Origin of the sequence: Bradyrhizobium sp. HKCCYLRH3097 (assembly GCF_051167875.1) — a bacterium.
GTDB lineage: Bacteria > Pseudomonadota > Alphaproteobacteria > Rhizobiales > Xanthobacteraceae > Bradyrhizobium.
This window is the reverse complement of sequence record NZ_JBNPTX010000020.1, coordinates 40845-58956: the sequence shown is the minus strand read 5'-3', so window position 1 is coordinate 58956 and position 18112 is coordinate 40845. Positions and strand designations below refer to the sequence as shown.

Annotated in this window: 18 protein-coding genes; 11 read left to right on the top strand and 7 right to left on the bottom strand. The window is 67.3% G+C overall.

What is annotated here, in order from left to right:
* Nucleotides 1–448: 448 nt before the first annotated feature.
* Nucleotides 449–1660 (top strand): APC family permease, encoded by a 1212-nt coding sequence (locus ACQR0U_RS31755; protein WP_434843714.1) that lies wholly within the window; start codon nucleotides 449–451, stop codon nucleotides 1658–1660.
* A gap of 82 nt (nucleotides 1661–1742) precedes the next feature.
* The gene (locus tag ACQR0U_RS31750; RefSeq protein WP_434843713.1) at nucleotides 1743–3038 is read left to right on the top strand and encodes an MgtC/SapB family protein; all 1296 of its coding nucleotides are present in this window, start codon (nucleotides 1743–1745) and stop codon (nucleotides 3036–3038) included.
* Nucleotides 3039–3058: 20 nt separating this feature from the next.
* On the opposite strand, the gene ACQR0U_RS31745 is transcribed toward ACQR0U_RS31750, so the two are convergent.
* From ACQR0U_RS31745 to ACQR0U_RS31725, 5 genes are all read right to left on the bottom strand, one after another.
* Nucleotides 3059–5020, bottom strand: coding sequence for a putative bifunctional diguanylate cyclase/phosphodiesterase (locus ACQR0U_RS31745; protein WP_315753881.1), 1962 nt, complete (start codon nucleotides 5018–5020; stop codon nucleotides 3059–3061).
* A gap of 249 nt (nucleotides 5021–5269) precedes the next feature.
* The gene (locus ACQR0U_RS31740; protein ID WP_006610584.1) at nucleotides 5270–5827 is read right to left on the bottom strand and encodes an HNH endonuclease; all 558 of its coding nucleotides are present in this window, start codon (nucleotides 5825–5827) and stop codon (nucleotides 5270–5272) included.
* A 223-nt stretch (nucleotides 5828–6050) separates the two neighbouring features.
* Nucleotides 6051–7022 (bottom strand): peptidyl-alpha-hydroxyglycine alpha-amidating lyase family protein, encoded by a 972-nt coding sequence (locus ACQR0U_RS31735; RefSeq protein ID WP_434843712.1) that lies wholly within the window; start codon nucleotides 7020–7022, stop codon nucleotides 6051–6053.
* Between the two features lie 75 nt (nucleotides 7023–7097).
* Nucleotides 7098–8189, bottom strand: a complete 1092-nt coding sequence (locus ACQR0U_RS31730; RefSeq protein ID WP_316186179.1) for a DUF2855 family protein — start codon at nucleotides 8187–8189, stop codon at nucleotides 7098–7100.
* Between the two features lie 109 nt (nucleotides 8190–8298).
* Nucleotides 8299–8952, bottom strand: coding sequence for a DNA-3-methyladenine glycosylase family protein (locus tag ACQR0U_RS31725; RefSeq protein WP_316171817.1), 654 nt, complete (start codon nucleotides 8950–8952; stop codon nucleotides 8299–8301).
* A 93-nt stretch (nucleotides 8953–9045) separates the two neighbouring features.
* Here ACQR0U_RS31725 and ACQR0U_RS31720 point away from each other — a divergent pair, with 93 nt between their 5' ends.
* From ACQR0U_RS31720 to ACQR0U_RS31710, 3 genes are all read left to right on the top strand, one after another.
* Complete coding sequence (locus tag ACQR0U_RS31720) at nucleotides 9046–9912, top strand: nucleotidyltransferase domain-containing protein (RefSeq protein WP_434843711.1); 867 nt, start codon at nucleotides 9046–9048, stop codon at nucleotides 9910–9912.
* Nucleotides 9912–10781 carry a tRNA glutamyl-Q(34) synthetase GluQRS gene (gene gluQRS, locus ACQR0U_RS31715; protein WP_315826746.1) on the top strand — a complete coding sequence of 290 codons (870 nt, stop codon included), beginning with the start codon at nucleotides 9912–9914 and terminating at the stop codon, nucleotides 10779–10781. The genes ACQR0U_RS31720 and gluQRS overlap by 1 nt, the downstream gene beginning before the upstream one ends.
* 324 nt (nucleotides 10782–11105) lie before the next feature.
* Complete coding sequence (locus ACQR0U_RS31710; RefSeq protein WP_434843710.1) at nucleotides 11106–12494, top strand: ATP-binding protein; 1389 nt, start codon at nucleotides 11106–11108, stop codon at nucleotides 12492–12494.
* Here ACQR0U_RS31710 and ACQR0U_RS31705 read toward each other — a convergent pair.
* Complete coding sequence (locus ACQR0U_RS31705) at nucleotides 12421–13314, bottom strand: YihY/virulence factor BrkB family protein (RefSeq protein ID WP_315718152.1); 894 nt, start codon at nucleotides 13312–13314, stop codon at nucleotides 12421–12423. The genes ACQR0U_RS31710 and ACQR0U_RS31705 overlap by 74 nt on opposite strands.
* A 130-nt stretch (nucleotides 13315–13444) precedes the next feature.
* Between ACQR0U_RS31705 and ACQR0U_RS31700 the strand changes: the two genes are divergently transcribed.
* From ACQR0U_RS31700 to ACQR0U_RS31675, 6 genes are all read left to right on the top strand, one after another.
* Entirely contained in the window at nucleotides 13445–13639 is a 195-nt protein-coding gene (locus ACQR0U_RS31700) for a twin transmembrane helix small protein (protein WP_315718162.1), read from the top strand.
* A 45-nt stretch (nucleotides 13640–13684) separates the two neighbouring features.
* Complete coding sequence (locus tag ACQR0U_RS31695; RefSeq protein ID WP_315736202.1) at nucleotides 13685–14257, top strand: cob(I)yrinic acid a,c-diamide adenosyltransferase; 573 nt, start codon at nucleotides 13685–13687, stop codon at nucleotides 14255–14257.
* A gap of 133 nt (nucleotides 14258–14390) precedes the next feature.
* Nucleotides 14391–15140, top strand: coding sequence for an electron transfer flavoprotein subunit beta/FixA family protein (locus tag ACQR0U_RS31690; RefSeq protein WP_315718150.1), 750 nt, complete (start codon nucleotides 14391–14393; stop codon nucleotides 15138–15140).
* Nucleotides 15140–16084 carry an electron transfer flavoprotein subunit alpha/FixB family protein gene (locus ACQR0U_RS31685; RefSeq protein WP_316226864.1) on the top strand — a complete coding sequence of 315 codons (945 nt, stop codon included), beginning with the start codon at nucleotides 15140–15142 and terminating at the stop codon, nucleotides 16082–16084. Before ACQR0U_RS31690 ends, ACQR0U_RS31685 begins: the two co-directional genes overlap by 1 nt.
* Nucleotides 16085–16183: 99 nt before the next feature.
* Nucleotides 16184–17062 (top strand): 3-hydroxybutyryl-CoA dehydrogenase, encoded by an 879-nt coding sequence (locus ACQR0U_RS31680; RefSeq protein ID WP_315718147.1) that lies wholly within the window; start codon nucleotides 16184–16186, stop codon nucleotides 17060–17062.
* 80 nt (nucleotides 17063–17142) lie between these two features.
* The gene (locus ACQR0U_RS31675; protein ID WP_315718145.1) at nucleotides 17143–17340 is read left to right on the top strand and encodes a putative motility protein; all 198 of its coding nucleotides are present in this window, start codon (nucleotides 17143–17145) and stop codon (nucleotides 17338–17340) included.
* Between the two features lie 10 nt (nucleotides 17341–17350).
* Here the strand turns inward: ACQR0U_RS31675 and tlpA are convergent, their stop codons facing one another.
* Nucleotides 17351–18040 (bottom strand): thiol:disulfide interchange protein TlpA, encoded by a 690-nt coding sequence (tlpA, locus tag ACQR0U_RS31670; protein ID WP_434843709.1) that lies wholly within the window; start codon nucleotides 18038–18040, stop codon nucleotides 17351–17353.
* Nucleotides 18041–18112 lie beyond the last annotated feature (72 nt).

Here is an 18112-nt window from a genome sequence, read left to right as displayed (position 1 = left end):
CCAGCAGAAGCGCTTGACGAGCTGCTGTCACGAATGAAAACACTTGGTGTTGCGACCACCGCTTGAGCCCGCCGGGTCGCTCCGGCTGAACCTGTGGTTCCTGCCCCGTGCATATTCTCCGCACGGGGGCCACGGGCCTCGGCCGAGGCTCGGTCTTCCCTGCGCCCTCTCGTTTCGAGAGGAGATCGATCAGCACAGCTCGGGCCCATCGCGCCGCGAGAGCGCGAAGTCATGTCTCGACGCGGCGCATCTCAAGTTGGCCGATGGCCGTGAAGGCGAACGCGCCTCGCGAAGAAGGCCCGGCGGCCGAATGCCGCAGCAGCCGGCCGCGGGCGCGCGCTCCGGATTGACCGGGATCAAGAGCGCTCGCGCTTGCTCCCTTAAGCCCCTACAACTCTGTTGTTCGTTGTGATCAAGAATGGACGTCGTGGTGCCGCAAGATCCAATCGTGCCTCCATCTGGCTTGCGGCGGCGGCTCGGACTGCCGCTGCTGGTCCTCTACGGCACGGGTGTGACCGTCGGGGCCGGCATCTATGTCCTGATCGGCGCGGTCGCCGGTCATGCAGGAGTCCATTCCTCCTGGGCCTTTGCGCTGGCGGCCTTCGTGATGGCGTTCACCGCTGCCTCCTATGCCGAGCTTGCGACCCGCTATCCCGTGAGCGCCGGCGAGGCCGCCTATGTCCGCGCGGCCTTCAAGTCGCGGCTGCTCTCGACGGCGGTCGGCTCGCTGCGGCTCGCCACCGGCATCATCGCGGCGGCCGCGGTGACGCTCGGCGGCGCCGGCTACATCCGGCAACTGATCGATCTGCCGACGCCGCTGATCGCGACGGCCATCGTGGTCGCGCTCGGCATTGTGGCGTCCTGGGGCATTCTCGAATCGGTGATGCTCGCCGGACTGCTGACCTTGATCGAGACCGGCGGACTGGTGTGGATCGTCGTCTCGGCCGTTCACTCCGGCGTCGCGTTCGGCCCTGCCTTGCTGACGCCGCCGCCGCTCGATCTCGGCGTTCTCTCCGGCATCACCTTCGCCGGCCTGCTCGCGTTCTTCGCCTTCGTCGGCTTTGAGGACCTCGCCAACGTCGTGGAGGAGGCCAAGAGCCCGCAGCGAAGCATTCCGTGGGCGATGGCGCTCACGCTGCTGATCACCTCCGTGCTGTATGTGCTGATTGCTGCGATCGCGGTGACCGCCGTGGCGCCGGGCGTGCTGTCGGCCTCTCCGGCGCCGCTCAGCCTGGTGTTCAATGCCGTCGCAGGCATCAGCCCCGCCACCTTCACCGCGATTGCGATCGTGTCCACGCTCAACACCGTTCTCGCCCAGATGACGATGACGGCGCGCGTCGTCTATGGCATGGCGGGGCAGGGCGACCTGCCGCGCATCGCCGGCCGCGTCGATCCGCGCACCGGAACGCCGCTGATCGCAACCGGCCTCGTCATGCTGGCGGTCGCGATCCTCGCGCTGGCCTTCCCGCTGGAGCGGCTGGCGGAAGGCACCTCGCTCGCGACGCTGACGATCTTCGCCATCGTCAATCTGTGCCTGCTCCGTATTCGCATCCGGCGCATCGGATCGGATGCCGCCGATGTGCGGGTGCCGCTATGGGTCCCCGCACTCGGTCTCATCACGTGTATGCTGATGATCGTCAGCGCGTTCGTCGCGGCCTGAGCGGACCGATGGGAAACCTTGCGGCGATGTACCGGGTTGCCCGATGTCCCCCGGCGCAGACCTGGCGGTTTGACGTAGGACCATGTCGATGCCGGATATCATGAGCCTCAGTCCCGCGATCATCGCGATCGTCGTCGCGCTCGGCATCGGGTTGCTGATCGGCTTGGAGCGCGAGCGCCGCAAGGGCGAGGGGCCCGGGCGCTCGCCCGCGGGCTTGCGGACCTTTGCCGTCGCGTCGCTGGCCGGCGCGGTGAGCATGCTGATCGGCGGCAAGCTGCTGCTGGCCGTCGTCACCGCTGGAATCATGGTCCTCACGGCGATCGCCTATTGGCGTTCGCGCAGCGACGATCCGGGACTGACCTCGGAGGCGGCGCTGATCCTGACCGTCCTGCTCGGCGGCCTCGCCACCGAGCAACCTGCTCTGGCGGCGGGCGTCGCCGTCGTGCTGGCGGTGCTGTTGGCGGCCCGGCCGGTGCTGCACGACTTCGTCCGTTCAGTGCTCAGCGAGAGCGAGCTCAAGGACGGCCTGATCTTTGCCGCGGCCACGCTGGTCGTGCTGCCTCTGCTCCCGGATCAGCCGATCGGTCCGTACGGCGCGCTCAACCTGCGCGGCATCTGGACGCTCGTCGTCCTGATGATGGCGATCGGTGCCGCCGGACATGTCTCGATGCGGCTGCTCGGCGCGCGCGGCGGGCTCGCCGTGTCCGGCTTCGCCTCGGGCTTCGTCTCCAGCACGGCCACGATCGGCGCGATGGGCGCGCGGGCGCGCAAGGCGCCGGAGCTTGGCGGCGCCGCGGCCGCGGGCGCGGCATTGTCGACGGTCGCGACCATCGCCCAGCTCGCCGCGGTGCTGGCCGTGACCAGCCTCCCCGCGCTGCAGGCGCTGCTGGTCCCGCTGCTCTGTGCCGGCGCGGCGGCGGCGATCTACGGCGCGATCTTCACGATCGTCGGGTTGCGGCAGAGCGGTTCCGCCGACCTGCCGCCCGGACACGCCTTCAGCCTGCCGGGCGCGCTGTTGCTGGCGCTGACGATCTCTGCGGTGCTGGTGCTGTCGGCCGCGTTGCGCGAGGCGTTCGGCGAAGCCGGCCTGGTGGCGAGCGCTGCCGTCGCCGGTCTCGTCGATACCCATGCGCCGGCGGTGGCCGCGGCTGCGCTTGCTGCGTCGGGCAAGATCGGCGCCGCCGATGCCGTGGCTCCGGTGCTCGCGGCGCTGTCGGCGAACACGATCAGCAAGATCGTGGTGGCGTGGACCAGCGGCGGGTCGTCCTTCGCCCTGCGCCTCGTCCCCGGACTCGTCCTCGTCATCGCCGCCGCCTGGGCCGGCGCCTTCGGACCCAGCCTTGCCCATGGTCTTGCCGATGTGCTGGTCCATCCGTGAGCGCGACGTCCGCGCAGCACCTACGCGCTGCGCGGCAAGCGCTCGACCGCGGCAGCAGCACCGCTGCGATGCTGGACGAGCCACGCGATGGCGTCGTCCTCCTTCATCGGCTTGCCATACAGCCAGCCCTGTCCGTAGGAGCAGCCGAGCATGCGAAGGCACTCGGCGTCCGCCTCGCTCTCGACGCCCTCGGCGATCATGCGGTGGCCGAGCGGCAGCGCCACCGCGGTGATGGCGGCGACGAGCTGCTGATCCCGTCGGTTGCCGGCGATGCCGTGGATGAAGGAGCGGTCGATCTTGATGGTGTCGATCTCGACCGCCATCAGGTTCGCGATCGAGGAATGGCCGACGCCGAAATCGTCGATCGCAAGACCAAAGCCGTATTGGTCGATCAGCTTCAATTCGTCGGCGCAGCGCTTGGGATCGAACATCGCCTCTTCGGTCACCTCGATCTCGATCCGGTGGGGATCGACGCCGTAGCGCTCGGAGACGGTCTTGAGGGTCTGCGCCGGCGAGTGAAGCGGGAATTCCCGCGGCGAGACGTTGATCGATACCCGGATGCCGTGCGCCTTCTTGCGGTCGAGCGCGCGCAGGAACGCGCAGACGCGCTCGCCCACGAACTCCGTGAGCTGGCCGGACAGGCGCAATCGGATCGCCGCGGACACGATGTCCGGCGGCGGGATCAGTCCGGCGCTCGGGTGCTTCCAGCGCAGCAGCGCCTCGAAGCCGATGACCTCCTGCGTGGCCATCGCGACCTGGGGCTGGAATTCGACGTGGAGCTCGCGGCGGGCCAGCGCGGCGGGGAGCTCGGCATCGAGCCGGCGCTGCTGCGTCAGCTCGGACTGCATCTTGGCGTCGAACACGCGCATGCAGGCGCGGCCGTCGTCCTTGGCGCGATAGAGCGCGACGTCGGCGCGGGCGGAGAGCTCTTCCAGATCGATCGGGCCTTCCGCATGCGCCGCGATGCCGATCGAGCAGCTCACGGGCAGCACCTGGCCCGCGATCGCGAGCGGCTGCGCGAGGGCGGCCATCAGCCATTCGGCGAGTGCGACGGACCGGCTCGCCACGTCGTCGCCCTGCATGACGACGACGAACTCGTCGCCGCCGAGGCGGACCGGCAGATCGTCGCCGCGGCAGGCGGATTGCAGCAGTGCGGCGATGGCCTGAATGACCCGGTCGCCGGCATCGTGGCCGCGCGCGTCGTTGATGGTCTTGAAGTTGTCGACGTCGATCAGGAGGAATGCGACCCCGCGTCCGGAACGGCACGCCGCGGCGGCCACGGTGCGGAAGTGGCTGCGATTGGCGAGCCCGGTGAGCGAGTCCGTGCGAACCAGACGCTCCAAAGCGTGGTTGGCCTCGGCGACGGATTCCGCCAGCACGGTCGCCTCGATGGCGGTCTTCTGGCTCGCGATGAAGTTGCGCTCGCCGAGCCGCGCTGCGCGGAACAGCATGAAGGTCAGGAAGGCGACGTCGACCGCGACGATGTAGTCGACGTCGCTGCCCGAGATCAGCATCCGCAGCACGGTCGCGCCCATCAGCGGCGCGCCGAACGCGATCGCCATCCTCGAATAGGCGAGACTCTGGATGATGGCTCCGGTGGTGGTGCCGGCCATGATGAAGACGACGTCGTTGACGTTGTGCGCGTGGGAGAAGGCCGGCAGCGCGATCGGGACGATCGCCCACAGCACGCCGCTGGCGAAAGCCATGATGGTGAGATTGCGCAGCACGCGCTGTGGATCGCGCTCGATCCGTCCGGACGATTTCAGGTACGACACCCATCCGGCGCGGAACGCGGCGAAGACGATGGCGGCGCCCAGCCACCAGAAGATGAGGGTGCCGCCCTCCCTGAGATACAGCAGCAGCGCCAGCGACGTTGCGATCGCCACATTGGCGAACATCGTGAGGGAAATGTTCTGCAGCGAGCTGGCTGCCTGGGCTTTCGCGAGCGCCGCCGCTTTGCACTCGGTGGTTGCGGTCTGCATGCGCGGAACGGACGGCCCTGCTGGATCGGTGACGGAAGCGGGCAGCCATGGCGGCGGCCCATGCGGCAACGCGCGAGCATGCTGAACAGGGACCTAAAGTGGAGTTAATCCAGTCCGATATATGGCCGGACGGCCGGGCCATTCGGGCCTGCGGATCTGGCGGCCGGGCGTTCGCAGACTCCAGCGAGAGCAGCATGTCGCCGCCGCCGGGGCGATGTCCAGCATCAACACCGACAACGGGCCGATCCGCTACGGATCGAGCTCGGTGTCCCAATAGAGATAGTCGAGCCAGCTGTCGTGCAGGTAGTTCGGCGGGAACAGCCGGCCGTTGCGATGGAGCTGGTGGACGGTTGGCGCATAGGGCGCCTGCTTGGGGAACATCTTGGCCTGCTGTGGCGTCAGATTGCCCTTCTTCAGATTGCAGGGCGAGCAGGCGGCGACGACGTTCTCCCAGGTGGTCTGGCCACCCTTGCTGCGGGGGATGACGTGATCGAAGGTCAGGTCGTCGCCGGAGTGGCAGTACTGGCAGGCGAAACGGTCGCGGAGGAAGACGTTGAAGCGGGTGAAGGCCGGATGCGTCGACGGCTTTACGAAGGATTTCAGCGAAACCACGCTGGGCAGCTGGATTTCGAAGGACGGACTTCGGATCGCGCGGTCGTAGTATTCGACAATGTTGACGCGATCGAGAAACACTGCCTTGATCGCGTCTTGCCACGACCAGAGAGACAGCGGGTAGTAACTCAGCGGCCGGAAGTCCGCGTTCAGCACCAACACCGGCCAACCGCCTTGCGAGACATGTGCGTTCAAGTAACGCTCCTGGCCTCCATAACGGCTGCGAAGCAGCATGCCCTGACATACTACATGCAGCGTGACGGGATTGTGAAGCCCCAAGAATGGCTTGACATGGCTTCTCCCGCCTTTGGAGCTGCCGTCCAAAGCGCGTCAGAACCGTGGCAGAGCGCCCGATCCGCCGCACTGCAAATCAGTTGCATGTCTTTCGGCACGACGACGACCAGCAGGACGACCAAGGTCAGCCCGGGACCCGCTCCAGCTTCTGCAGGCAGCGGTGGATCCTGACCTCGTCCGGCATCGGCCGGTCCGGGAAGCTCGTGCTCCAGTTGGTGACGCCGACCTCGCCGACATAGATGTCGCCGCGGCTGTCGATGGCGAGGCCGTGCGGGGCCAGGAAGCGGCCGGTTTCCAGGCCCGGACCGTGCTCGCCGCCGAGCCGGGCGATGCGCTGGCCGGTGGCGTCGGTGATGGTCAGCCGCGGTCCGAGATTGGGAACGTTGAGGTTGACCGGCATGCCGGGACCGAGCTCGCCGATGATGAAGGTCTTGCGCCCCGCGCCGCAGGCGCACAGCGCGCAGGGCCGGTGCAGATTGTTCCACTGCGTCTCGTAGCGGCCGTCGCCGTCGAAGATCTGGATGCGGTGGTTCTCGCGATCGGCGACGTAGACAAAACCGTCGGCATCGGTCGCGATGTTGTGAACGATGTTGAACTGGCCGGGATCGGAGCCGGGCTCGCCCCAGCTGCGGATCAGCCGGCCGTCGGGTGTGTATTTGTGGACCCGCGCATTGCCGTAGCCGTCGGAAACGTAGATCTCGCCCGAGGGCGACAGCGCGGTGTGGGTGCAGCGGTTGAACGGCTCGCCGCTCATGAACGGCGCCGGACGCTCCGGCAGGCCGATGGTCAGCAGCACCTTGCCGTCATCCGTGCATTTGCGCACGGTGTGGTCGCCATCGTCGGTGCAGTAGAGATTGTCCTCGCTGTCGATCGACAAGCCGTGGGCGCGGCTGAACAGGCCCTCGCCCCAGCTCTTGATGAAATTGCCGTCGCGGTCGAACACGATCATCGGATGGGCGCCGCGATTGAAGGCGTAGACGCGATCCTTGCTGTCAACGGCAACCGAGGCGACGTCGGTGAGCGCCCAGCCCTCGGGCAGCTTGGCCCAGTCCTTGACGACGCGATAGCTGTAGTTGCCCGTTCCGAGAATGGACATCGCCTCGCCTCCCTGCCTCTGCGCAACCTCGGTCCGGGCAACGCTACACGGGTTTGGTCGCGGGTGAAAACCTGCTTACGTCGCCATCGTCAGCATGTGGCCCTCATGCGGCGGAATATGACCTTGCAAGGTGTCGAGATAGACGCGCTGTACGGCCTCCGGTCCGCGTCCTTCCGTGATCGTGAGCCAGCCGTCGAGCCGCGGAGCGAAGTCCCGCCACGCCGCGCCGAGCCGGCTTTCGATGCCGCCGGGTCCCCATTCCCTGGCACGCTTCCTGATCTGGTCGGGCGCGAAGAACCAGGTGGGCGGGGCACCGGGAAGCATCTCTGCATCATCGCTGCCGTCCTGATGCGTCAGCCCGACGCGGCCGGAATAGACGAGGTTGTCGCCGTAGTGCCGATGCAGCGCGGCGCGGAGGCTGGCGTTGCCGGCCATGTCGACGAACGCCGCGCGCACCCCAGCGTCGAGCCCGTTGACCGCGTCGTAGGTCACGACCGCGTCGTAGCAGCCGAGCGAGCGGACGAAGGCCGCATTCGATGGCGAGGTCAGCCCGATCACGCGGATGCCCTTGCGCCGCGTATGCAGGAGGTGGGCGAGACCGAACGCGGTCTTGCTCGAGGCCGAGGACAGGATGACGGTTGTGGCGCCGAAATGAGCCTGTTCGGCGAGAAAGTCGTCGACCAGGAACGACAGCATGAACAGCGGGCGCAGCAGCGCCTGATCATCGCCTTGCCGTCCGGCAAAGGCGGGATCGTCGCCCACCCGCGCATAGGCGTTGTAGACCGGCGCGACGCCCTGGCGGTGCGCGGCCGCGTCGCGCAGGCCGCGCTTGCCGACGTCGGCGGCCTCGATGACGAGATGCGTCGCCATCGGGAAGTAGCCGAACAGGCGCTCGCCTTGCGCGACGGCAGGATGGCGGGACGCGATCACGTCGCCGAAGCCCCACACGGGAATGATGCCGAAGCCGTCGGGCGCGGGAAACAGTTGCCAATATTTCAACTGCTCGCCGAGCAGCGCGTAGGTGATGTTGTTGGCGGTGAAGGCGAAGCGGTCGACCTTCACCAGCAGCGCCTCGGCAGGAAGCGCGTCGCCATCGGGAAGCTCGGTGACGATCGTCTTGCACTGCTGCAGATCGCCGCGTGCGACGATGAAATCGGACGATTGCATGATGAAGACCTCGGCCGTTCGTTTGCTGTGCGTCGTGGCGCGATCCTGGCCGACATCGATGACCGTTTTGCAACCCCAACTTTGTTTGAAACGCCGTTCACCGGAGTTGTTAGTTCGCCGGCGTGATCACGCCCTCGCGCTTCTTGACCACGCGGTAATAGCTCCACCACAGGTGCGCCGCCGCGCCGCGCAGCGGGCGCCAGCCTTCCGCAAGCGGCATCATCTGCTTGGCCGTAGGCCGCGTCGCAAGCCCGAGCCCGACCTTGACCGCCTCCTGCACGGCGAGGTCGCCGGACGGCCAGGCGTCGCCATGGCCGAGGCAGAACAGCAGGTAGACGTCGGCGGTCCACGGCCCGATGCCGGGCAGGGCGGTCAGGGTGGCGTGCGCGGCGTCGGCGTCCTCATTGGCGAGCACGTCGAGGTTCAGCCGCCTGGCGCCGAGCTCGCGCGCGATGTGCTTCAGCGTCTTGATCTTGGCGGCAGAGAGGCCGAGCCGTCCCAGCCGGTCGGCGCGGGCGCGGCGGACGGCGTCGGCATCGAACGGATCGAATGCCGCCTGCAGCCGGCCCCAGATCGCGGCCGCGCTCGCGGTCGAGAGCTGCTGGCCGCAGACGATGTGGGCGATCCCGGCGAAGCCCGGCTCACGCCTCCGGAGCGCCGGCATGCCGGTCGCTTCGAGGACGGGCGCCAGCCGCGCGTCCTGCTTCACCAGGTCGCGGATCGCGTCCTCGAGAACGGCTTGGCTGTCGAGGTGAAGGGTCATGGCGTCGCCGAACGCAAGGCTGGGCCATGTCGCGCCGGGTGGACGGCAGGAAGGCCCAGGGCTAAGGCAGCATCAGTCACGGCTGGAACTCTCATGAGCTTGCGTAGCATCCCCTCCGACATGGCCCGCCACAAGGTCGCCGGGATCGACTCCCTGCTGGATCGCGTCGTTGCCGAGTACGGCGTGTTTCTGCCGCTCGCCATCGAGAGCGGCAGCCGCGCCTGGGGCTTTGCCTCGCCCGACAGCGACTATGATTGCCGGTTCGTCTATGTGCGGCGCGCCGCCGATCATATCAAGCCATGGCCGGTGCGCGACGTCATCGAGTTTCCGCTCGAAGATGATTACGACGCCAACGGCTGGGACCTGGCCAAGGCGGTACAGCTGCTGCTGAAGGGCAATGCGGTCATCATCGAATGGCTGCGGTCGCCGGTGGTGTATCGTGGCTCCGCTTGGTTTCGTGATGACTTTCTCGCCTTCGCCAGGAGCGTGGCGAGCCGCGATGCCGTGGCGCGGCACTATCTGCATCTCGGTGAACGGCAACGCCGCGCGTATTTCGGCGACGGCACGGAGGTTGCGCAGAAGAAGATCTTCTACGCGCTGCGGCCAGCCGCGACGCTGCGCTGGCTGCGCCTGCACCCAAGGGAAGCGGTGGCGCCGATGCATTTTCCGACCTTGATGGCGGAGTGCGATCCGCCCGCGGCCTTGCAGGCGGAGGTGGCCGAGCTGATGCAGCGGAAAGCCTCGACCCGCGAGCTCGGCACCGCACCGCTGCCGCCCGTGGTGGCCGCGTTCGTCGATGCCGAGTTCGAGCTGGCCCGGTCGGCCTTCAGCGAATGCCGCAGCAGTACGGCCGAGATGATGCAGCAGGCAGAGCAGTTCTATCGGACCGTGGTCGAGCGTCTGGAACGCGAAACGCAGGCAGGAGAGGCGCAGGGCTCTGTGGCGTCGAACTCATCATGATGCCACCCGTTTTCCGATTTGCCCCCAGCCCCAACGGCTATCTGCATCTCGGCCACGCTTTTTCGGCGCTGTTGAACTTCCAATGTGCGCAGCGGAGCGGCGGCCGCTTGCTGCTGCGCATCGAGGACATCGATCCGACCCGCTGCCGCCCCGAGTTCGAGCAGGCGATCTATGAGGACCTCGCCTGGCTCGGCATCGCCTGGGAGCAGCCGGTGCGGCGGCAATCGGAGCACCTTGCCGAGTACCGCGCTGCGCTGGACCGGCTGCGGGGCATGGGGCTGGTCTATCCGAGCTTCGAGAGCCGGGCCGAGGTCGCGCGGATGGTCGCGCAACGGGATGCAGAGGGGGCTTGGCCGCGCGATCCGGATGGCGCGCCGCTCTATCCGGGGACGGCGACCTCGCTCTCCGAGGCGCGCCGTGCGGCACTGATGGCCAGCGGCGCGCCCTATGCCTTGCGGCTCGACATGGCCGCCGCGGTCGCGCGCGCCGGCCGGCCGGCCTGGGACGAGCATGGCGCCGGGCCTTCGGGCGAGAGTGGCAGGGTCGAAGCAAGGCCGGAGGCCTGGGGGGATGTGGTTCTGGCGCGCAAGGAGACGCCGACCAGTTATCACCTCTCCGTCGTGCTCGACGATGCCCTGCAGGGGGTGACCGAGGTGGTGCGTGGGCAGGACCTGTTTCATGCCACGAGCGTGCACCGGCTGCTGCAGGTCCTGCTCGGCCTGCCGGCTCCGGCCTATCGGCATCACCAACTGATTCGCGACGCGCAGGGCCACAAGCTGTCCAAGTCCTCCCGGGCGACGGGATTGCGCGCCTTGCGTGCGGAAGGCGTCTCGCCGGCGGAAATCCGACACAGGATCGGCATGGTCTAGCCGCGTCCTGCCGCAAGCCCTGATGTCTCCCCACGTTTCCGGCGGGGACAACCTCCGGGGCATCGTGACACCCGGAAACGACCGTGCCATGCTGCTCAATGGCGCGGGTAATCGGGAGCTTCAATCGAAAGCGGCACGACGAGACATGACAGTACAAGTGCCCCTTCGTTTTTCGGAGTTCATGTCACAGGGGCCATGATGAAGCGCGTTCGGAAGATGAGTACGGGGCGTCGGGCCCGACCGGCCAAGCCGGCTGCGCCCAGGTCCGCCGGCGCGTCCAGAGCGCCCGCGGAAAAGGCGCCCTCCAGGACGACATCCCCGAGGATGCCGTCGTCCGTAGCACAAGCGCCGAAGACTCAAACGCAGAAGACCAGGGCCGCGAAGGCGGCGCCGGCCAAGGAGCGCACCAAGGCGCGACCGCTCAAGAAGCACGTTCCTCAGGTCACGGCGATGGCGGGGAGCCGGCGAAGCGCGGCCAAGTCCGGAGTGAGGAAGCCCGAGACCGCGAAGTCCGTGCCCAAGGCTGCCGCTGGATCACCAGGAGTCGTCGAAGCCGCGCTGGCGGTGTTCGCCCATGAAGTGCGCACGCCGCTGACTGGCATTCTCGCCATCAGCGACCTGCTCGCCACCTCCGAGCTTGGCGAGCGCGAGCGGCGCTGGGTCGATACGATCAAGGCCGGCGCGGAGCATCTGTCGAGCCTCGCCACCCTGTTCGTCGATGCCGCCAAGGACGAGACCACCGGCGCGCTGCCGCGTGAGGATCTGTTCGATCTGCGCGTGCTGGCGCGGGCCGCCGGAGACTCGCTGTCGGGCCGCGCCGCCGCCAAGGGGCTGGATGTCAAGGTCCACGTTTCCGACGACTTGCCGGGACTCGTGATCGGCGACCCCGTGCGGCTGCGCGCTGCGCTCGAGAACCTGATCGACAATGCGGTGAAGTTCACCGAGCAGGGGGGCGTGGCGCTGGAGGTCGTTCCGGCACGCCGCGGCGGTCGCGGCAAGCCGAGCAGGGGCGCAGGCCGAGGCGCGGGCAGGGGCAGCGCCGCGATCGCCTTCCACGTCTCGGATTCGGGCATCGGCCTGACCCTGAAGGAGATCAAGCGGCTGTTCCGGCCGTTCAGCCAAGCCAATGTTTCGATTGCCTCGCGCTTCGGCGGGGCCGGACTCGGACTGTCCTCGGTCCGGCAACTGGCGCGCGCCATGGGCGGCGATGTCGCAGTGGCGCCGCATGAAGGCGGCGGCACGACCTTCACCCTGACGGTGACGCTGACCGTTGCGGCCACACCGCACGCCACCGCCGGCGGATCGGAAGATGGTGTCGCCCTCGCGCCGGCGCGGCCCCTGCGGATCCTCGGGGTGGAGGACAATCCGTTCGGCCGCGTGGTGCTCAACACCATCCTCAATGAACTCGGCCACCAGGCCGAGTTCATTGGCCGCGGCGAGGCGGCGCCGGAGCGGATCGCGGCCGGCAATTACGATGCGGTGCTGATGGACATGGTGCTGCCCGGCATCAACGGCGTCGAGGCGATTGCTCGCATTCGCAAGCTGGACGCGCCCCACGGGACCATCCCGATCATCGGCGTGTCCGGACGCGGCGAGGACGAGGCGGCCTCGCGGGCTGCCGGCGCGGACGCGTTCCTGCTCAAGCCCGTTTCGCCGCGGGCTCTAGCGACTGCGCTTCTTGGAGCGACACGCCGCGCGGCAGCCGCGACTTGATGATCGAAGCGTTCAATTCGCCGCCATACACGAAGATCGCGGCGATGAAATACAGGAACACCAGTGCGATGATCACCGATGCGAGCCCTGCATACATCGTGACGTAGTTGTTGGCGAAGCGCGCCAGGTACTGGCCGAACACGATCCCTGACACCAGCGAGGCGATGAAGGTGAAGACGATGCCGGGCAGGATCTGCATGAAGCTGCGCCGCCCCGCCGGCAGCCAGGCGTGCAGGATGAACAGCGCGACGACCAGCGCGCTGATGGTGATGCCGTAGCGCGTCAGGTTGACGAAGCGCTCGTTGGCTTCGACCGCCAGCGGCAAATAGCGCCGGGCGGTGGCGAGCATCAGCGGGCCGAGCACGATCAGGAACGACATCGCCAGCGCCGTGAACGCGGCGACCAGGGTATAGCCGATCGATTCCAGCCGCAGCCAGTACCAGCGGCGCTGTTCGATCACGCCGTAGGCGCGGTTGAGCGCGACCCGCAGCGCCTCGACGCCGTTCGAGGCGAAGTAGACCGCGAGCACGGCGCCGATGGTCAGCGCATCGGTCCGGGTCGTGGTCAGCACGTCGTGGATCTCGCCGGTCAGCGCATCCGCCACCTGCGCCGGCCAAGTCTCGAGCATCAAGGTGGCGGCCTGGTCGGCCAGGTCCTTGGAGCCGAGAAAGCCGGCGAGCGAGGTCAGGACGATCAGGAAGGGAAACAGCGCCATCAGGGTCGACAGCGCGATATGGCTGGCGATCGCCCAGCCGTCGTCGGCGAGGAAGGTGTAGAACGCGTCCATGACGACGTGGAAGATGTAGCGAAGCGCCTTCACCTGTCCCTGCACTCCGCGAAAGAACGTGATTTGTACAATCCGATATTACGGGTCCAAAAGCCAGAAGTTGCAGCGCCGGCTGCGCGGATCCGCCATGGCGCTCTTGCGTTTGCGGTGTTATCTAGCACCGATGGCTTCACTTCTTGGTAAATTCATCCTTCCCATCGCCGTTGGCGCGGTCGCCCTGGTGCTGTTTCTCGGCCTCGTCAACATGACGCGCGGCGGCTCGCCGAACCTGTCGCAGAAGCTGATGCGCTGGCGGGTGATCCTGCAGTTCGTCGCGATCGTCGTTGCCATGGCGGCGATCTGGGCAATGGGGCGCTGAGACCGAGACGCCGAGGCGTCGAGAAACGGACGTTGAGAACGCAGCATGGTGGTCCTGAATCGCATCTACACACGGACAGGTGACGACGGTACGACCGCGCTCGGCAATGGCGAGCGGCGTCCCAAGTACGATCTGCGCGTCTCCGCCTATGGAACCGTTGACGAGACCAACGCTGCGATCGGCGTGGTCCGGCTGCATCTGGCCGATGCGCCCGAGATCGATGCGATGCTCGGCCTGATCCAGAACGATCTGTTCGACCTCGGCGCCGATCTCGCCGTGCCGCAGCGCGAGGGCAAGGCGGAGCGGCTGCGCGTCGTCGCGAGCCAGGTCGACCGCCTGGAGCGCGACATCGATACGCTGAACGAGCGGCTCTCGCCGCTGACGTCGTTCGTGCTGCCCGGAGGGACTGCGGCGGCGGCGCATCTGCATGTGGCGCGTACCATTTGCCGCAGGGCGGAACGGATCATGACGGAACTCGCCGGCAAGCCTGACGAGCCGGTCAGCGAGGCCGCCATTCGTTATATGAACCGGTTGTCGGATTTCCTGTTCGTGGCCAGCCGGGCGGCAAACCGGAACGGCGCCGGCGACGTGTTGTGGGTGCCGGGCCAAAACCGTTAACCCGCAAAACCGTTAACGCGGGGGCGTGCGGGCCTGCGTTTTTTCCCCCTCGCGCGTTGACCGGGGGGTACGGGGGCTTTAGGTTCCGCGCCCGAAAGGTCAACCCCGGACAATTTAGAGCGAAAGAGGATCGATGAAGGTTCTGGTGCCGGTCAAGCGGGTGGTCGATTACAACGTCAAGGTCCGCGTCAAGAGCGACGGATCGGGCGTTGAGCTCGCCAACGTCAAGATGTCGATGAATCCGTTCGACGAGATCGCCGTCGAGGAAGCGCTGCGGCTGAAGGAAGCCGGCAAGGCGACCGAGGTGGTGGTGGTCTCGATCGGGCCCGCGCAGGCGTCCGAGACGATCCGCACCGCGCTCGCGATGGGCGCCGACCGCGGCATCCTGGTCAAGGCCGAGGGCAACGTGGAACCGCTGGCGGTCGCGAAGATCCTCAAAGCCGTGGCGCAGGACGAGCAGCCGGGTCTGATCATCCTCGGCAAGCAGGCGATCGACGACGATTCCAACCAGACCGGCCAGATGCTGGCCGCGCTGCTGGGCTGGGCGCAGGCGACCTTCGCCTCCAAGCTCGAGGTCGAGGGCTCCGATTTCAAGGTCACCCGCGAGGTCGACGGCGGCCTGCAGACCGTGAAGCTCAAGGGGCCGGCGATCGTCACCACCGACCTTCGCCTCAACGAGCCGCGCTACGCGTCGCTGCCGAACATCATGAAGGCGAAGAAGAAGCCGATCGCCGAGAAGACCGCCGCCGACACCGGCGTCGATCTCACGCCGCGGCTCGAAGTGCTCAAGACCACCGAGCCGGCGGGCCGCAAGGCCGGCGTCAAGGTCAAGGACGTCGCCGAGCTCGTCAACAAACTCAAGACCGAGGCGGGGGTGCTCTGATGGCCACGCTGCTGATTGCCGAACACGACAATGCATCCATCAAGGACGCCACCAACAAGGCGCTGACGGCGGCGACAGCCCTCGGCGCCGATGTCGACGTGCTGGTCGCGGGCCAGGGCGCCAAGGCTGCGGCCGAAGCCGCCTCCAAGCTCGCCGGTGTCAAGAAGGTGCTGCTCGCCGATGACGCGGCCTACGCGCATGATCTCGCCGAGCCGCTCGCCGACCTCGTCGTCAAGCTCGCCGCGAACTACGACGCGATCGTCGCGCCCGCGACCTCGCGCTTCAAGAACGTGATGCCGCGCATCGCCGCTTTGCTCGACGTGATGCAGGTGTCGGAGATCATCAAGGTCGTCGCGCCCGACACGTTCGAGCGGCCGATCTATGCCGGCAACGCGATCCAGACCGTGAAGTCGAAGGACGCCAAGAAGGTCATCACCGTGCGCACCTCGACCTTCGCCGCCGCAGGCGAGGGCGGCAGCGCGTCGGTCGAGACCGTGGCGGCGGCCGGCGATCCGGCGCTGTCGACCTTCGTCGGCGAGGAGGTCGCCAAGAGCGACCGTCCCGAGCTGACCTCGGCCAAGATCATCGTCTCCGGCGGCCGCGCGATGCAGAGCCGCGAGAACTTCGCCAAGTACATCGAGCCGCTCGCCGACAAGCTCGGCGCCGGCGTCGGCGCCTCGCGCGCCGCGGTGGATGCCGGCTATGCGCCGAACGACTGGCAGGTCGGCCAGACCGGCAAGGTGGTCGCGCCGGAACTGTATGTCGCGGTCGGCATTTCAGGCGCCATTCAGCATCTGGCCGGCATGAAGGACTCCAAGGTGATCGTCGCGATCAACAAGGACGAGGACGCGCCGATCTTCCAGGTGGCCGATTACGGTTTGGTGGCCGATCTCTACCAGGCGGTTCCGGAGCTGACCGAGGCGCTCGGCAAGCTCGGCAAATAACGCTGCTGGCACCGGCCGCGTGGGACCGCGGCGGCCGGTGTTCTCACTTCCAAGGGCATGGGCGGGCGCAGCAGGCGTGCCGTTCGGGTGGATGACAACATGGCTCAGATCAACAAGCTCGGAGTGATCGGCGCAGGACAGATGGGCAACGGCATCGCGCACGTTGCCGCGCTGGCCGGCCTCGACGTGGTGCTCAACGACGTCACTGCCGACCGGTTGAAATCGGGCATGGCGACCATCAACGGCAATCTGACCCGCCAGGTCGCGAAGAAGGTGATCTCCGAGGACGCCCGCAACCAGGCGCTCGGCCATATCTCGATCAGCGAAACCCTCGATGGCCTCGCCGATTGCGATCTCGTCATCGAGACCGCGATCGAGAAGGAGGACGTCAAGCGCAAGATCTTCCACGATCTCTGCGCGGTGCTGAAGCCGGAGGCGATCATCGCCTCCAACACCTCGTCGATCTCGATCACCCGGCTCGCCGCCTGCACCGATCGCCCCGAGCGCTTCATCGGCATTCATTTCATGAACCCGGTTCCGCTGATGGAGCTGGTCGAGCTGATCCGCGGCATCGCCACCGACGACGCCACCTTCGAGGCGGCCAAGGAGTTCGTCGGCCGGCTCGGCAAGCAGGTCGCCGTTTCCGAGGACTTCCCGGCCTTCATCGTCAACCGCGTCCTGCTGCCGATGATCAACGAGGCGATCTACACGCTCTATGAGGGCGTCGGCAATGTCGAGGCGATCGATGCGGCGATGAAGCTCGGCGCGCATCACCCGATGGGGCCGCTCGAGCTGGCCGATTTCATCGGTCTGGATACCTGTCTGTCCATCATGCAGGTGCTGCACGAGGGGCTGGCGGATTCCAAATACCGGCCGTGCCCGCTGCTGGTGAAATATGTCGAGGCCGGCTGGCTCGGCCGCAAGACGCAGCGCGGCTTCTACGACTATCGCGGCCCCAAGCCGGTGCCGACCCGCTGATTTTACCGCCGCCGGGCTCGAGCGATACGCTTCGTTAAGGCACACGGCTTAACCTCGCCGTAACGAGAGGTTGTACGCGTATGGACATGAGCTTGGTGGCTGCGGTCATGGCGCAGCAGGCGAGTGCGACACAGCAGCAGGTCGCCACGTCGGTGCTGAAGCAGAACCTGAACGCCCAGAAGGATGCGGTGCTGACGCTGCTCGGCGGCGCGCAGCAGACATTGTCGCTCGCCAATGCCGGCCCCGGCGTCGGCGGCAACCTCAACATCGCCGCCTGAGCTCTCCCGATTAGAGTCCCGCGGCGGCCTTCGATGTCGCCGCCTGGATCAGCTTGACCGCGTCGGCGCTGTCCCACTCGGCGGGACCCGCGATGGTCGCGATCTCGCATCCATTGCCGTCGACCAGCACCGAGGTCGGCATCCCCAGCGCGCGGCCGACCGCCTTCAGATCCTGGAACACCTTGGCCTTCGGGTCACTGAAATAGGTGAGCTGCGTCAGCTTGGCGTCGGCGAGGAACGTCTTCGGCTTCTCCGGGTCGCGGGTGTCGATGTTGACCGCGACCACCTGGAAGGCGTCGCTGCCGAGCTTGGCCTGCAGCCCGTCCAGCGCCGGCATCTCCTTGCGGCAGGGCACGCACCAGGTCGCCCACAGGTTCAATAGCACCGTCTTGCCGCGGAAATCCGACAGCTTCTTCGCTGCCCCCGTGCCGTCCTCGAAGGCGAGATCCGGCAGCCGCAGCGGCACTGTTGCCGCCGTCAGCGCCGCCACCTCGCCCTTGATCAGCGGTGCGATCCGCTTGGCGGTGTCGACCGCCGCCTGACAGGCCTGGTCGCCCGCCGGCCGTCCCTTCAGCAATCCGCCAAGGGTCACCGCCGCGATACCGGCCACGGCGACCACCGCCACGGCACCGGCCGCGAGCAGCGTCCGCCGCGAGGATGCGGGGCGGGCAGGGGACGGGTCAGGCTTATCGTTTGTCATCTCGGGTCGGTTGCGGCTATCAGAGGCGCGAATTTCGGGATACCGGACGGTGTGTCCCATCCAGCGGCGGTC

Coding starts and splice junctions, on each gene's coding strand:
- ACQR0U_RS31735 (WP_434843712.1), bottom strand. CDS start 7,022: ATGTCCATTCTCGGAACGGGCAACTACAGCTATCGCGTCGTCAAGGAC.
- gluQRS (WP_315826746.1), top strand. CDS start 9,912: ATGCCACCCGTTTTCCGATTTGCCCCCAGCCCCAACGGCTATCTGCAT.
- ACQR0U_RS31725 (WP_316171817.1), bottom strand. CDS start 8,952: ATGACCCTTCACCTCGACAGCCAAGCCGTTCTCGAGGACGCGATCCGC.
- ACQR0U_RS31730 (WP_316186179.1), bottom strand. CDS start 8,189: ATGCAATCGTCCGATTTCATCGTCGCACGCGGCGATCTGCAGCAGTGC.
- ACQR0U_RS31675 (WP_315718145.1), top strand. CDS start 17,143: ATGGACATGAGCTTGGTGGCTGCGGTCATGGCGCAGCAGGCGAGTGCG.
- ACQR0U_RS31745 (WP_315753881.1), bottom strand. CDS start 5,020: ATGCAGACCGCAACCACCGAGTGCAAAGCGGCGGCGCTCGCGAAAGCC.
- ACQR0U_RS31720 (WP_434843711.1), top strand. CDS start 9,046: ATGAGCTTGCGTAGCATCCCCTCCGACATGGCCCGCCACAAGGTCGCC.
- ACQR0U_RS31695 (WP_315736202.1), top strand. CDS start 13,685: ATGGTGGTCCTGAATCGCATCTACACACGGACAGGTGACGACGGTACG.
- ACQR0U_RS31685 (WP_316226864.1), top strand. CDS start 15,140: ATGGCCACGCTGCTGATTGCCGAACACGACAATGCATCCATCAAGGAC.
- ACQR0U_RS31750 (WP_434843713.1), top strand. CDS start 1,743: ATGTCGATGCCGGATATCATGAGCCTCAGTCCCGCGATCATCGCGATC.
- ACQR0U_RS31710 (WP_434843710.1), top strand. CDS start 11,106: ATGCCGTCGTCCGTAGCACAAGCGCCGAAGACTCAAACGCAGAAGACC.
- ACQR0U_RS31690 (WP_315718150.1), top strand. CDS start 14,391: ATGAAGGTTCTGGTGCCGGTCAAGCGGGTGGTCGATTACAACGTCAAG.
- ACQR0U_RS31700 (WP_315718162.1), top strand. CDS start 13,445: ATGGCTTCACTTCTTGGTAAATTCATCCTTCCCATCGCCGTTGGCGCG.
- ACQR0U_RS31680 (WP_315718147.1), top strand. CDS start 16,184: ATGGCTCAGATCAACAAGCTCGGAGTGATCGGCGCAGGACAGATGGGC.
- tlpA (WP_434843709.1), bottom strand. CDS start 18,040: ATGACAAACGATAAGCCTGACCCGTCCCCTGCCCGCCCCGCATCCTCG.